23 protein-coding genes are annotated in these 14400 nt (G+C 34.9%); 22 read left to right on the forward strand and 1 reads right to left on the reverse strand.

Annotated features, from left to right (window positions below; translation table 11 throughout):
* Positions 1-9: 9 nt before the first annotated feature.
* From JN168_RS03505 to JN168_RS03610, 22 genes are all read left to right on the forward strand, one after another.
* Positions 10-195, forward strand: a complete 186-nt coding sequence (locus JN168_RS03505; RefSeq protein ID WP_002482625.1) for a type Z 30S ribosomal protein S14 — start codon at positions 10-12, stop codon at positions 193-195.
* A gap of 31 nt (positions 196-226) precedes the next feature.
* Positions 227-625, forward strand: coding sequence for a 30S ribosomal protein S8 (rpsH, locus tag JN168_RS03510; protein ID WP_042739078.1), 399 nt, complete (start codon positions 227-229; stop codon positions 623-625).
* A 24-nt stretch (positions 626-649) separates the two neighbouring features.
* Positions 650-1186, forward strand: coding sequence for a 50S ribosomal protein L6 (rplF, locus tag JN168_RS03515; protein ID WP_042739077.1), 537 nt, complete (start codon positions 650-652; stop codon positions 1184-1186).
* Between the two features lie 31 nt (positions 1187-1217).
* Positions 1218-1580: a 50S ribosomal protein L18 gene (rplR, locus tag JN168_RS03520; RefSeq protein WP_042739076.1), complete on the forward strand. Its 363-nt coding sequence runs from the start codon at positions 1218-1220 to the stop codon at positions 1578-1580.
* 20 nt (positions 1581-1600) lie between these two features.
* Positions 1601-2101, forward strand: coding sequence for a 30S ribosomal protein S5 (gene rpsE, locus JN168_RS03525; protein WP_042739075.1), 501 nt, complete (start codon positions 1601-1603; stop codon positions 2099-2101).
* A 16-nt stretch (positions 2102-2117) separates the two neighbouring features.
* Positions 2118-2297, forward strand: a complete 180-nt coding sequence (rpmD, locus tag JN168_RS03530; RefSeq protein WP_002482630.1) for a 50S ribosomal protein L30 — start codon at positions 2118-2120, stop codon at positions 2295-2297.
* Between the two features lie 16 nt (positions 2298-2313).
* A complete protein-coding gene (gene rplO / locus JN168_RS03535; protein ID WP_042739074.1) occupies positions 2314-2754 on the forward strand; it encodes a 50S ribosomal protein L15 in 441 nt (146 codons plus the stop codon).
* Positions 2754-4046 carry a preprotein translocase subunit SecY gene (gene secY / locus JN168_RS03540; protein ID WP_042739073.1) on the forward strand — a complete coding sequence of 431 codons (1293 nt, stop codon included), beginning with the start codon at positions 2754-2756 and terminating at the stop codon, positions 4044-4046. The genes rplO and secY overlap by 1 nt, the downstream gene beginning before the upstream one ends.
* Positions 4047-4063: 17 nt before the next feature.
* On the forward strand, positions 4064-4711 hold the full coding sequence (locus JN168_RS03545) for an adenylate kinase (RefSeq protein ID WP_042739072.1): 648 nt from the start codon (positions 4064-4066) through the stop codon (positions 4709-4711).
* Positions 4712-4888: 177 nt separating this feature from the next.
* Positions 4889-5107, forward strand: coding sequence for a translation initiation factor IF-1 (gene infA, locus JN168_RS03550; protein WP_001118443.1), 219 nt, complete (start codon positions 4889-4891; stop codon positions 5105-5107).
* Positions 5108-5138: 31 nt separating this feature from the next.
* Positions 5139-5252 carry a 50S ribosomal protein L36 gene (rpmJ, locus tag JN168_RS03555; protein WP_002482634.1) on the forward strand — a complete coding sequence of 38 codons (114 nt, stop codon included), beginning with the start codon at positions 5139-5141 and terminating at the stop codon, positions 5250-5252.
* Between the two features lie 21 nt (positions 5253-5273).
* Entirely contained in the window at positions 5274-5639 is a 366-nt protein-coding gene (rpsM, locus tag JN168_RS03560; RefSeq protein ID WP_042739071.1) for a 30S ribosomal protein S13, read from the forward strand.
* Positions 5640-5662: 23 nt separating this feature from the next.
* Positions 5663-6052: a 30S ribosomal protein S11 gene (gene rpsK, locus JN168_RS03565; RefSeq protein ID WP_002471279.1), complete on the forward strand. Its 390-nt coding sequence runs from the start codon at positions 5663-5665 to the stop codon at positions 6050-6052.
* Between the two features lie 76 nt (positions 6053-6128).
* Positions 6129-7073 (forward strand): DNA-directed RNA polymerase subunit alpha, encoded by a 945-nt coding sequence (locus JN168_RS03570; RefSeq protein ID WP_042739070.1) that lies wholly within the window; start codon positions 6129-6131, stop codon positions 7071-7073.
* 18 nt (positions 7074-7091) lie between these two features.
* Positions 7092-7460 carry a 50S ribosomal protein L17 gene (gene rplQ / locus JN168_RS03575; protein WP_042739069.1) on the forward strand — a complete coding sequence of 123 codons (369 nt, stop codon included), beginning with the start codon at positions 7092-7094 and terminating at the stop codon, positions 7458-7460.
* A gap of 490 nt (positions 7461-7950) precedes the next feature.
* A complete protein-coding gene (locus JN168_RS03580) occupies positions 7951-8760 on the forward strand; it encodes an energy-coupling factor transporter ATPase (RefSeq protein ID WP_042739068.1) in 810 nt (269 codons plus the stop codon).
* Positions 8757-9620 carry an energy-coupling factor transporter ATPase gene (locus JN168_RS03585; RefSeq protein WP_229366634.1) on the forward strand — a complete coding sequence of 288 codons (864 nt, stop codon included), beginning with the start codon at positions 8757-8759 and terminating at the stop codon, positions 9618-9620. Before JN168_RS03580 ends, JN168_RS03585 begins: the two co-directional genes overlap by 4 nt.
* Entirely contained in the window at positions 9610-10416 is an 807-nt protein-coding gene (locus JN168_RS03590) for an energy-coupling factor transporter transmembrane component T family protein (protein WP_107512207.1), read from the forward strand. Before JN168_RS03585 ends, JN168_RS03590 begins: the two co-directional genes overlap by 11 nt.
* Before the next feature lie 3 nt (positions 10417-10419).
* Positions 10420-11184, forward strand: a complete 765-nt coding sequence (truA, locus tag JN168_RS03595) for a tRNA pseudouridine(38-40) synthase TruA (protein ID WP_042739065.1) — start codon at positions 10420-10422, stop codon at positions 11182-11184.
* Positions 11185-11428: 244 nt separating this feature from the next.
* The gene (gene rplM / locus JN168_RS03600; RefSeq protein ID WP_042739064.1) at positions 11429-11866 is read left to right on the forward strand and encodes a 50S ribosomal protein L13; all 438 of its coding nucleotides are present in this window, start codon (positions 11429-11431) and stop codon (positions 11864-11866) included.
* 19 nt (positions 11867-11885) lie between these two features.
* Positions 11886-12278: a 30S ribosomal protein S9 gene (rpsI, locus tag JN168_RS03605; RefSeq protein WP_042739063.1), complete on the forward strand. Its 393-nt coding sequence runs from the start codon at positions 11886-11888 to the stop codon at positions 12276-12278.
* A gap of 197 nt (positions 12279-12475) precedes the next feature.
* Positions 12476-13363 carry an alpha/beta hydrolase gene (locus JN168_RS03610; protein WP_279526179.1) on the forward strand — a complete coding sequence of 296 codons (888 nt, stop codon included), beginning with the start codon at positions 12476-12478 and terminating at the stop codon, positions 13361-13363.
* A gap of 34 nt (positions 13364-13397) precedes the next feature.
* On the opposite strand, the gene JN168_RS03615 is transcribed toward JN168_RS03610, so the two are convergent.
* The gene (locus tag JN168_RS03615; RefSeq protein WP_042739062.1) at positions 13398-14396 is read right to left on the reverse strand and encodes an LLM class flavin-dependent oxidoreductase; all 999 of its coding nucleotides are present in this window, start codon (positions 14394-14396) and stop codon (positions 13398-13400) included.
* Positions 14397-14400: the final 4 nt, after the last annotated feature.

The following is a 14400-nucleotide window of genomic DNA, read 5'->3' on the forward strand; positions in this document are numbered from 1 at the left end:
GCTAATTAAGTGGCTAAAACTTCAATGGTTGCTAAGCAACAAAAAAAACAAAAGTTCCAAGTACGTGAATATACTCGTTGTGAACGCTGTGGTCGTCCACATTCTGTTTACCGTAAATTCAAATTATGCCGTATTTGTTTCCGTGAATTAGCTTATAAAGGCCAAATCCCTGGCGTTCGTAAAGCTAGCTGGTAATATATAAAAGTCTGAAAGGAGGCAACAATCAATGACAATCAACGATCCAATTGCAGATATGCTAACTCGTGTAAGAAACGCAAACATGGTGCGTCACGACAAATTAGAATTACCTGCATCAAACATTAAAAAAGAAATTGCTGAAATTTTAAAGAGTGAAGGTTTCATTAAAAACGTAGAATACGTTGAAGACGATAAACAAGGGGTTATCCGTTTATTCCTTAAATATGGTCAAAATAATGAAAGAGTTATCACTGGATTAAAACGTATTTCTAAACCAGGTCTACGTGTTTATGCGAAAGCAAACGAAGTACCAAAAGTACTTAACGGTTTAGGTATTGCGTTAGTATCAACTTCAGAAGGTGTTATCACTGATAAAGAAGCAAGAAAACGTAATGTTGGCGGAGAAATCTTAGCATACGTTTGGTAATAATAAATAAGGAGGTGCGATAACATGAGTCGTGTTGGTAAAAAAATTATTGACATCCCTAGCGACGTAACAGTAACAATTGAAGGTAATTCAGTAACTGTTAAAGGTGCTAAAGGCGAATTATCAAGAACATTTAATGAAAGAATGACATATAAACAAGACGAAAGTACATTAGAAGTTGTAAGACCTACTGATTCTAAAGAAGATAGAACAGTTCATGGTACAACTCGTGCTTTAATCAATAATATGATACAAGGTGTATCTCAAGGATACCAAAAAACACTTGAACTAGTTGGTGTTGGTTACCGTGCTCAAATGCAAGGTAATGACTTAGTGCTTAACGTTGGTTACTCTCACCCAGTTGAAATTAAAGCTGACGAAGGTATTACTTTCTCTGTAGAGAAAAACACAACAGTTACAGTAGCTGGTATTTCTAAAGAACAAGTTGGAGCTATCGCTTCAAACATCCGTTCAGTAAGACCTCCAGAGCCTTATAAAGGTAAAGGAATTCGTTACCAAGGTGAATACGTTCGCCGTAAAGAAGGTAAAACTGGTAAATAATAAATAACTTTCAGAAGAAAGGAGTAATAAAATGATCAGCAAAATTGATAAAAACAAAGTGCGTTTGAAAAGACATGCACGTGTTCGTAATAAATTATCTGGCACAGCTGAAAAACCTCGTTTAAACATCTATCGTTCAAACAAGCATATCTATGCACAAGTAATTGATGATGTAAACGGCCAAACATTAGCGCAAGCTTCTACACAAGAAAAAGATTTCGCTAATGAAAGTGGATCTAAAGTTGAATTGTCAGCTAAAGTCGGCGAAACTGTAGCTAAAAGAGCTATCGAAAAAGGCGTTAAAACTATCGTGTTTGACCGTGGAGGTTACTTATACCACGGACGTGTTAAAGCCTTAGCAGATGCAGCTCGTGAAAATGGTTTAGAATTTTAATTTAAAGGAGGGACATTTACATGGCTCGTAGAGAAGAAGAAGCGAAAGAATTTGAAGAACGCGTTGTAACGATTAATCGTGTTGCGAAAGTTGTAAAAGGTGGTCGTCGTTTCCGTTTCACTGCTTTAGTAGTAGTTGGAGATAAGAATGGTCGCGTCGGATTCGGTACTGGTAAAGCACAAGAGGTACCTGAAGCAATCAAAAAAGCTGTAGAAGCAGCTAAAAAAGATTTAGTTGAAGTTCCACGTGTTGAAGGTACTACACCTCACACTATTACTGGACGTTTCAGTTCAGGAAGCGTATTTATGAAACCAGCTGCACCTGGTACTGGTGTTATTGCAGGTGGCCCTGTTCGTGCCGTATTAGAATTAGCTGGTATTACTGATATCTTAAGTAAATCTTTAGGTTCAAATACGCCAATTAACATGGTTCGTGCTACAATCAACGGATTAAAAAACCTTAAAAATGCTGAAGACGTTGCGAAGTTACGTGGCAAATCAGTAGAAGAATTATATAATTAAGGAGGGAAAATAAGTTATGGCTAAATTACAAATTACCCTCACTCGTAGTGTTATAGGTCGTCCAGAAACACAACGTAAAACTGTTGAAGCTTTAGGTTTGAAAAAAACAAACTCTTCAGTAGTTGTTGAAGATAACCCAGCTATTCGTGGGCAAATCAACAAAGTAAGTCACTTAGTGACAGTAGAAGAAAAATAATTAAGGAGGTGCCGAAATGAAATTACATGAGTTAAAACCAGCAGAAGGTTCTCGTAAAGTTCGTAACCGCGTAGGTCGTGGTGCAGCTACAGGTAATGGTAAAACAAGTGGTCGTGGACAAAAAGGTCAAAAAGCTCGTTCAGGTGGAAGTGTAAGACCAGGTTTCGAAGGTGGTCAATTACCATTATTCCGTCGTTTACCAAAACGAGGTTTTACTAACATTAACCGTAAAGAATATGCTATTGTTAACTTAGACCAACTTAATAAATTTGAGGATGGTACTGAAGTAACTCCTGCTTTATTAGTAGAATCTGGTGTAGTTAAGAGTGAAAAATCAGGTATCAAGATTCTTGGTAATGGTTCACTTGACAAAAAGCTATCAGTGAAAGCTCACAAATTCTCTGCAACTGCAGCAGAAGCTATCGAAGCTAAAGGTGGAGCACACGAGGTGATCTAATGTTAGAAACGCTTGTGAACTTCTTTAAAACAAAAGAAGTTCGTAACAAGATCTTTTTTACACTCGCAATGTTAGTTATTTTTAAAATAGGTACTTATATTCCAGCGCCTGGGGTAAACCCAGCTGCCTTTGACAGTCAACAAGGTTCTCAAGGTGTCACTGATTTGTTAAATACATTTGGTGGCGGAGCCTTGAAGAACTTTTCTATCTTTGCTATGGGTATAATGCCTTACATTACTGCATCAATCGTTATGCAGTTATTACAAATGGATATTGTTCCGAAGTTTTCAGAGTGGGCGAAACAAGGTGATGCAGGTAGAAAGAAATTAAATAACGTTACACGTTATTTTGCTATTATACTTGCTTTTATCCAATCTATTGGAATGGCATTCCAGTTTAATAATTACTTGAAGGGTCAATTGATCATGGATCAGTCGATTTTGAGTTATTTATTAATTGCTGTGGTATTAACAGCTGGAACAGCGTTCTTAATGTGGTTAGGTGAACAAATTACTCAATTCGGTGTTGGTAATGGTATTTCAATAATTATTTTTGCAGGTATATTATCATCAATACCTTCAGCATTGATTCAATTCTATCAACAAGCATTCGTTGGACAAGATGATGTTACAATGGCTTGGTTAAAGGTAATTGGATTAATAGTTGGAATGATATTATTAACAGTTGGAGCGATTTACGTCTTACAAGCTGTTCGTAAAATTCCGATTCAATATGCTAAAAAACAATCAACACAGCGATTAGGTTCACAAGCAACGTATTTACCTTTAAAAGTTAACTCTGCAGGGGTAATACCAGTTATCTTTTCAATGGCATTTTTCTTGTTACCGAGAACATTAACGTTGTTCTTCCCAGATGCGAGTTGGGCACAAAAAGTTGCGGATGTCGCAAACCCATCTAATAACTATGGTATGGTTGTATATGTCATATTAATCATAGCATTCACTTATTTCTATGCATTTATACAAGTTAATCCTGAGAAGATGGCAGATAACCTGAAGAAACAAGGAAGTTATGTCCCAGGCATTAGACCTGGAGAGCAAACTAAAAAATATATTACTAAAGTGTTATATCGTCTGACATTTGTAGGTTCTATATTCTTAGCTGTTATAGCAATTCTTCCAATCATTGCTACTAAAGTAATGAGCTTACCACAAACGATTCAAGTGGGTGGTACAAGCTTACTAATTGTAATTGGTGTTGCAATTGAAACAATGAAGAGTTTAGAAGCACAAGTAAGTCAGAAAGACTATAAAGGCTTTGGTGGTAGATAAATTGTAGGAGGGCACTTATGAATATCATTTTAATGGGTTTACCTGGAGCAGGTAAAGGAACTCAAGCGAGTGAAATTGTAAAGAAATTCCCAATTCCACACATATCTACTGGCGACATGTTCAGAAAAGCGATTAAAGATGAAACTGATTTAGGAAAAGAAGCTAAATCATACATGGATCGTGGAGAATTAGTCCCTGATGAAGTTACTGTGGGTATCGTTAAAGAAAGAATTTCTGAAGACGATGCGAAAAAAGGGTTCTTACTAGACGGCTTTCCTCGTACTATTGAACAAGCTGAAGCATTAAGTGAAATCATGCAAGAATTAGATAGAAAAATTGATGCTGTTATCAATATAGAGGTACCTGAAGAAGAACTAATGAACCGCCTTACTGGTCGTAGAATCTGTGAAAAATGCGGAACGACTTATCATCTTGTATTCAATCCTCCAAAAGTTGAGGGGATTTGTGATCTTGACGGTGGTAAATTATATCAACGTGAAGATGACAACCCAGAAACAGTTGCTAATCGTTTAAACGTCAATGTTAAGCAATCAAAACCTATCTTAGAATTCTATGATAATAAAGGTGTATTGAAAAACATTGATGGCTCTAGAGATATTAATGTAGTAACAGAAGACGTTATTAATATTTTAGAGCAACTATAATCAATTTCAACTTTGTACGGTCTATGTAATGCCAAAAGTATAATTAAATAAGAGTGACAATGCGATTGAGTAATTCATTTTAATTTTGTTAAACTTATTAACAACACTAATAGACTCGTATGGTTAGAGTTGATTATTGACGATAACCAACTACCGCAAAAAGGGGGAAGTTAATAAATGGCTAAACAAGATGTAATTGAATTAGAAGGTACTGTATTAGATACTTTACCAAATGCAATGTTTAAAGTAGAATTAGAAAATGGTCATGAGATCTTAGCACACGTAAGTGGTAAAATCAGAATGAATTATATTCGTATTCTACCTGGCGACAAAGTAACTGTAGAAATGTCTCCGTATGATTTAACACGCGGAAGAATTACTTATCGTTATAAATAATCGTCACTCCATAATATAGGGAGGTATTAAAATGAAAGTAAGACCATCAGTAAAACCTATTTGCGAAAAATGTAAAGTCATTAAACGTAAAGGTAAAGTAATGGTAATCTGTAGTAATCCTAAGCACAAACAAAGACAAGGCTAATAAAGAGAGGTGTAAATAATTATGGCACGTATTGCAGGAGTAGATATTCCACGTGAAAAACGTATTGTTATCTCATTAACATATGTATATGGTATCGGTACAACAACTGCTAACAAAATTGTTGAGCAAGCTAACGTATCAGCAGATACTCGTACTAAAGATTTAACTGACGACGAATTAGGTCGTATCCGTGAAGTAGTAGACAGCTATAAAGTAGAAGGTGACTTACGTCGTGAGCAAAACTTAAACATCAAACGTTTAATGGAAATCTCATCATACCGTGGTATCCGTCACCGTCGTGGTTTACCAGTACGCGGACAAAAAACTAAAAACAATGCTCGTACTCGTAAAGGCCCAGTTAAAACTGTAGCTAACAAGAAAAAATAATAGGTAAAGGAGGCAAAATTTAAATGGCACGTAAACAAGTATCTCGTAAACGTAAAGTGAAAAAGAATATTGAAAACGGTGTAGCACACATCCGTTCAACATTCAATAATACAATCGTAACAATCACTGATGAATTTGGTAATGCTTTATCATGGTCATCAGCAGGTGCACTTGGATTCAAAGGATCAAAAAAATCTACACCATTTGCAGCTCAAATGGCATCAGAAACTGCTTCAAAATCAGCAATGGAACACGGTTTAAAAACTGTTGAAGTTACTGTTAAAGGACCAGGTCCTGGTCGTGAATCAGCTATCCGTGCATTACAATCAGCTGGATTAGAAGTAACTGCGATCCGTGACGTTACTCCAGTACCACATAATGGTTGTCGTCCACCAAAACGTCGTCGCGTTTAATTTTATTGTTATTGTCGCAGGTCACTGAGAAATACAGTACAAATCAAGTCGACGTAATCAAGGAGGATATTTGTAAATGATTGAAATCGAAAAACCTAGAATTGAAACAATTGAAATTAGTGATGATGCTAAATTCGGTAAGTTCGTTGTTGAACCACTAGAACGTGGCTACGGTACTACACTAGGAAACTCCTTACGTCGTATCCTACTATCTTCATTACCAGGTGCAGCCGTCAAGTACATTGAAATCGAAGGAGTATTACACGAATTCTCAGCAATAGACAATGTAGTTGAAGATGTTTCTACAATCATTATGAACATCAAAAACTTAGCGTTGAAAATCTATTCTGAAGAAGACAAAACTTTAGAAATTGATGTTAAAGATGAAGGCGAAGTTACTGCAAGTGACATTACTCATGACAGTGATGTTGAAATTCTAAATCCTGAACTTAAAATTGCAACTGTTTCTAAAGGTGGACACTTGAAAATCCGTCTTGTTGCTAACAAGGGTAGAGGTTACGCATTAGCAGAACAAAATAACACTAGTGATTTACCAATTGGTGTAATTCCAGTGGATTCACTTTATTCACCTGTTGAACGTGTAAACTATACAGTTGAAAATACACGTGTAGGTCAAAGTAGTGATTTTGATAAATTAACTTTGGATGTTTGGACTAATGGTTCAATCACACCACAAGAGTCTGTTTCACTAGCAGCAAAAATCTTAACAGAACACTTAAACATCTTTGTTGGATTGACTGATGAAGCTCAAAATGCTGAAATCATGATTGAAAAAGAAGAAGATCAAAAAGAAAAAGTGCTTGAAATGTCAATTGAAGAATTAGACTTATCTGTTCGTTCTTACAATTGTTTAAAACGTGCTGGCATTAACTCTGTTCAAGAATTAGCTGATAAATCAGAAGCAGATATGATGAAAGTTCGTAATTTAGGACGTAAATCATTAGAAGAAGTTAAATATAAACTTGAAGACTTAGGTTTAGGCTTAAGAAAAGAAGATTAATATAAAGGAGGTTAACTCATGGGTTACAGAAAATTAGGTCGTACTTCTGATCAACGTAAAGCTATGTTACGCGACTTAGCTACATCACTTATCGTTAGTGAGCGTGTTGAAACTACAGAAGCTCGTGCGAAAGAATTACGTAGTGTTGTTGAAAAATTAATCACTTTAGGTAAACGCGGAGATTTAGCTTCACGCCGTCAAGCAGCTAAAACTTTACGTAACGTTGAAATCCTAAATGAAGATGAAACTACACAAACTGCACTTCAAAAATTATTTGGTGAAATCGCTGAACGTTATAACGAACGTCAAGGTGGTTACACTCGTATTCTTAAAGTAGGTCCTCGTCGCGGAGACGGAGCTGAATCAGTAATTATCGAATTAGTTTAATTTAAATATACGTACTACTATATATAAAGCAAATGAGTGCAACGATAATGTTTGCCACATACAAATATTGTCTAGCTCAGAGTACCCCATCAAACTTAATAAATTTTAAAGCGTGAACTCAAAAATAAATGATGGGGTGCGCGCTTTTTTTGTTTAGTCCCCCTTAACTCTTTAGAGTTTAGGGGGACTTATGCAATTGCGAAGCAATAGCGAACCATAAAAGCTTAACTCTTTAGAGTGAAAGAGGAATACATGCATAGATGCATGCATAAGTAGTACAAAGGAATTGGAGATTCCAAGTACTGCTAAGACTTATGCAATAGCGAAGCAATAGCGAACCATAAAAGCTTAACTCTTTAGAGAAAAAAGAGGAATACATGCATAGATGCATGCATAATCAGTACATAGGAATCAGAGAATGCAATATGATTCATTTTCATGTAAAATGGATAAAGTATACTAATTTTAAATGTAAAGGGAGGCAATCGATATGGAATCAATGGATAGTATAATTAAATTTAATCATGTATCATTTAAATATAATAGTGACGAACCATTTGCATTAAATGATGTATCCTTTGATATACCTAAAGGTAAGTGGACATCGATTGTCGGTCACAATGGATCTGGAAAATCTACAGTGGCAAAATTGATGATTGGAATACAAAAACCTCTGACAGGAGATATTTATTATAATCATCAGTGTATAAACCCTGAGCATTTAAGTGAGTTGAGAAATCATATTGGGATAGTGTTTCAAAATCCTGAAAATCAATTTGTTGGTGCAACAGTGGAATATGATGTTGCATTTGGATTAGAAAATAATGCTGTATCTCACGAATCTATGCATGAAATTGTACCTAAAGTGCTTAGTGATGTTGATATGTTAGATCGTTTAAATTATGAACCTCAATCTTTGTCTGGTGGTCAGAAACAACGTGTAGCAATTGCTGGTGTATTAGCGCTTAATACTGAAGTTATTATTTTAGATGAAGCAACTTCTATGTTAGATCCAGTAGGAAGAACTGAATTACTTAAATTAATCAGACGGTTAAATTCTGAGAAAGATGTGACTATAATTTCAATTACGCATGATTTATCAGAAGCTGCTGAATCAGATCAAATGGTGGTATTGAATGAAGGTAGTGTCTTTCAAATTGGGACCCCCCAAGAAGTATTTAGCCATGGAGAAGCGCTCACGAAAATTGGATTAGATTTGCCGTTTGCAATGAGGATCAACCAATTGATTAGAGGAGAGTCAGAGTATATCACTTATGAAAGGTTGTTAAGTGAACTATGACAGTAAATTTTAATAAAGTAAGTTATGTGTATCAAAAGGGAACACCTTTTGAACATTTAGCACTAAAAGATATCATAACAGAATTTGAGCAAGGCAAGTATTATGCAGTCATCGGACGGACTGGTTCTGGTAAATCGACATTAATACAACATTTCAATGGCCTTTTAAAGCCCACTCAGGGCTCGTTGACGGTTAATGATATACAGATTACACCTAAGACTAAGGATAAGTATTTGATGCCCGTACGAAAGCGTGTAGGAGTTGTGTTCCAATTCCCCGAATCTCAATTATTTGAAGACACAGTAGAGAGAGAAATATTATTTGGCCCTAATAATTTTAATATGCCATTGTCAGAAGTTAAAGAAAGAGCCTTTCGTTTATTATTAGACTTTGGTTTTAGTAGAGATGTATTAGAGCAATCTCCATTTCAAATGTCAGGTGGTCAAATGCGTAAAATAGCCTTAACATCCATTTTAGCAATGAATCCTGATATTGTAATACTTGATGAACCAACTGCTGGTTTGGATCCAAAAAGCCAAAAGCAAATTATGCAATTGATTAAAAATTTACAGATTAGACATAAAAAGACTATCGTTTTAGTTACACATGAGATGAATGATGTGGCTCGTTATGCTGACGAAGTTAAAATAATGCGAGACGGTAAGATAATAGAGTCCTGTTCACCACGAGCACTATTTAGTAATTCAAACTACGTGGAACAGCTAAACCTCGACGTTCCTGATATCGTGAAATTGCAACGTGATATTGAAAGCAAGTATCAAATGAAGTTTAATCATGTAGCTTTAACAGAGGATGAATTTGTAGCGATGTATAAGGAGTGGACGAAAAATGAAAGATAAGTTTATTATTGGACGTTATTTGCCACTTGATACATTAATACACAGACTTGATCCACGAGCAAAACTGATATTTGTCATGGTATTTATTATATTGATTTTTATTGCACATAGTTTTGCTACATACTTATGGTTATTACTATTGATAGGCATAATTGTACGTTTATCAAAAATCAAATTATGGTTTTTGGTAAAAGGTTTAACACCTATATGGATATTTTTAATCTTTACCTTTGCCATGCATTTATTTTTAACAAAAGGTGGCACGCGTTTAATAGAGATAGCCTTTATTTCAATTGATACAGCAGGCATATTAGAAGGGATTTATATAGTCTTAAGATTAATGTTTATAATCATGATTTCTACGGTTATGACTTTGACAACAAGTCCGATTGATTTAACAGATGCATTTGAAAGATTATTAAATCCATTAAAATGGATTAAAATTCCAGTACATCAACTCAGTATGATGATGTCAATTGCACTTAGATTTATACCAACTCTAATGAACGAATTAGATAAAATTATACTTGCACAAAAATCACGAGGATCAGAGATTAGTTCTGGTAGCATTGCAAATCGTATTAAAGCCTTTGTACCATTATTAATTCCTTTGTTTGTTTCAGCTTTTCAACGTGCAGAGGATTTAGCAATTGCGATGGAAGTTAGGGGTTATGACACGAATAAACAACGCACAAGTTATCGAAGGTTACAATGGCAATGGCAAGACACATTGACACTTGTAATCCTAATACCAATTGCTTTAATATTAATTGCATTGAAAGTTATAGGAGTGTAAAGCATGCGTGTTTTGGTAAATATATCATATCAAGGAAGCCAATTTTTAGGTTTTCAAATACAACAAAATGGAAGAACTGTACAACAGTTATTCGAAAAAATTCTTAAACGTATTCATAAACGTCATGTGAGAATACACCCAACAAGTCGAACAGATCGAGGTGTACATGCACTTGAACAATATTTTCACTTTGATACAGAACTCAACATACCGGCGCAACAATGGAAATACGCTATGAATAGAGCGTTGCCAGGTGATGTTTATGTTAAAGATGTAACCATAGTAGATGAACACTTTCATTGCAGATATGATTGCGTAGGGAAGTCTTATCGCTATAAAGTATATCAGTCTGAAACTAAGGACCCTTTTCAAAGTGGATTAAAAACGCATTTACCTGAACAACTAGATTTAGAAAAAATGAATAGAGCGGCTCAATTTTTTATAGGTACTCATGACTTTACAGGTTTCTGTTCGCAAAAAACAGAAACAGAAAGTAGAGTCCGTACTTTGTATGGAAGTAAAATAATAAAAACTGCTGACGGCTTCGATTACGTTGTAACTGGTTCGGGATTTCTATATAATATGGTGAGAGTATTAGTAGCATTTCTAATCGAGGTCGGTAAAGGAAAGAGAGAACCTGAGGAAATTCCAAAGCTGTTAGAAGCGAAAGATAGAAAGCAAATTCCTTTTACTGCACCCCCGGAAGGGTTGTACTTGGAACGCATATACCTCACATTGGATGAACTCATTGCGACATATGAAGTTTAGTATGAAAATTTAGTAAAAAATTTCTTTAGAAAATCACTAAATTACATTGACAAAATGACATAAAAATTATACGATTACTAACGGTATTGTTTTATATCACCCACGATAAGCCCCGGAATCTTATTGTGTTACAAGATATAGAAGCACGTAGAACAAAATTAATAAAATAAATGAAATTTACGATTTAAAAGTATACTACTATTAAATATGAAATCTTATTTATTTACTCTAGGAGGACAATATTATGCGTCAAACATTTATGGCAAATGAATCAAACATTGAGCGCAAATGGTATGTGATTGATGCTGAAGGTCAAACACTTGGTCGTTTATCATCAGAAGTAGCATCTATTTTACGCGGTAAAAATAAAGTAACTTATACACCACACGTTGATACTGGTGACTATGTAATCATCATCAACGCTTCAAAAATTCAATTCACAGGTAATAAAGAACAAGATAAAGTTTATTACCGTCACTCAAACCACCCAGGCGGTATTAAATCAATCACTGCTGGTGAGTTAAAAGCAACTAACCCAGAACGTTTAATTGAAAACTCAATTAAAGGTATGTTACCAAGCACTCGTTTAGGCGAAAAACAAGGTAAAAAATTATTTGTATATGGTGGCGCTGAACATCCACACGCTGCACAACAACCAGAAAACTACGAGTTACGTGGTTAATTAGAAGGAGGAAATTACATTGGCACAAGTTGAATATAAAGGCACAGGCCGTCGTAAAAACTCAGTAGCACGTGTACGTTTAGTACCAGGTGAAGGTAACATCACAGTTAATAACCGTGACGTACGTAGCTACTTACCATTCGAATCATTAATCTTAGACATAAACCAACCATTTGATGTAACAGAAACTAAAGGTAACTATGATGTATTAGTTAACGTTTCTGGCGGTGGTTTCACTGGACAAGCTCAAGCAATCCGCCACGGTATTGCTCGTGCATTATTAGAAGCAGATCCTGAATACAGAGGTTCTTTAAAACGCGCTGGATTACTTACTCGTGACCCACGTATGAAAGAACGTAAAAAACCAGGTCTTAAAAAAGCACGTCGTTCACCACAATTCTCAAAACGTTAATTGTTGGTTCATACGAACTACGATGTTTCAAGAAGCTCCCAACTTTGTTGGGGGCTTTTTTTGTAAACTTTTTTAACCTAATATGTAGTTCGTTTAAATCTTTTATAGGAAAAGGATAACCACAATATTCTAGGGTATGAAATATATAGTGTATAGCATATTTATATACTAATATTTTTATAAGAGGTGTTTCGAGATTGATATTACAAAAAAATAGTGTTTTTAGAAGAATGATTATCAGTAGTATTATAGTCATATTTACTATAATGTCACTGTTATATTTAATGACAGTACATAATCAAGTTAACGCGGCACAACAAGCAACTACCCAAGAAGCAAAACAAACACCTGAGCCGACATTTTACTTACATGGTTATTCTGGTTCGGAGAAATCAGAGCGTTATTTAGTAAATTCAGCAATTGAAAAAGGTGTCACGAATCAAGTAATCAAAGCACATGTATCAGCTGATGGTGAAGTCACATTTGACGGTAAATTTGATAAAAATGATCCTCATCCTATTGTTCAAATCATTCTTGAAGATAATAAAAATTGGGATTACAACAAAAATGCCGAATGGTTTAAAAATGTCATTACTGAAACAGAACAGCATATTAAATATAGTAAATTTAACATGGTAGCACATTCGATGGGGAACCTTACGTTAGGCTATTATATGTTGAATTATGCTGGAGATGAATCTTTACCTAAATTAAATAAACAAGTTAATACGGGTGCACCATATAATGGTATATTAGGCAGAAATGACGAACCGAATGAGGTGAAATTGGATGAAAATGGTAAGCCTGATCAAATGAAAAAGGAATATAAAGATTTACAACAAATGAAATATAATTATCCTAAAAAGTCAGTGGATGTATTAAATGTGTATGGAGATCTTCAAGATGGATCACATTCAGATGGAAAGGTGACAAATCAATCTTCATTATCACTTAAATCTTTACTTAATGGTTATGTGAATTCTTACCATACCTTTAAAGTTGAAGGGGAATATGGTGAACATAGTGCATTACATGATTATAAAGTAGTAGCAGATGAAATTAATGCATTTATTTGGAATAAATAGTGTAGAAATTAAAATCAACGTAACTATTGGTGAGTTACGTTGATTTTTTATTTTCATTTGCAATAAGTTGAAGTAATTGTTTTCGATTTTCTTCCCCATAGACATGAGGTTGAATCATAATTTCATCAGCACCATATTGATCCTGTATATTCTGTAATTGTGCATAAACAGCACTAGGAGTACCAGAAATAACGCGCTTTTTATTTTGTAGCATTTTTTCCTGTTCTCTGCTTGTAAGTGGTCTATTTTTTACATATTGAGGTGAAGCATAAAATTGTGGTTGGTCGATGTAATTTATACGTAATAACCAATAGTGTAGCGCTGTTTCTAAATCATTTATGGTTTCTTGATTATCGGCAGTTACTACAAATGTAGAAATGATTACGTAACTTTGACGTTGAGGGTGCAATGCTGCGAATTGTTGTCGATAATGTGTGATTACATTCGCAACCTGAGAAGCTGGTTGTCCCATTAAAGCAATGACGAATGGTAATCCTTCTTTCGCTGCAAGAGATGCACTATTTTTACTCATACCTAGAATAAACATTAAAGGCTTAGTATCAACTTTAGGGGTAACAGCGATATTTTTAAAGCGGTGAAGTTGTGTGTCACCATTAAAATATTGAATTAAATCTTCAATTTGAGTTTCATAATCGACTGGTTGTGATTTATGTTCGTTCAACGCTTTATTTACATTTTTAAAGCTGGGTGAATGACCTGTCCCAATATTGATTCTTTTAGGGTGACGTGCTTCCATAATATTAAATTGTTCTGCCACTTTATAAGGGCTATAATGTGCCAACATGACGCCACCACTACCTATTTGTATTGATTGTGTTTGTTCTAAAAGTGCCATCATAACCATTTCAGGTGCACTAGAAGCAACTGAATATACTTGATGATGCTCTGCAACCCAATATCTTTCATAGTTTAATTGCTCAGCCAACTGTACAAGTTCTATGGCGTGATTAAATGCTTCTGTTGCATTGCAATCTTGAAAGATGGGGACATAGTCCAAGATGCTTAATTTCACGGAT

Source organism: Staphylococcus gallinarum (genome assembly GCF_029774255.1).
Taxonomy (GTDB): domain Bacteria; phylum Bacillota; class Bacilli; order Staphylococcales; family Staphylococcaceae; genus Staphylococcus; species Staphylococcus gallinarum.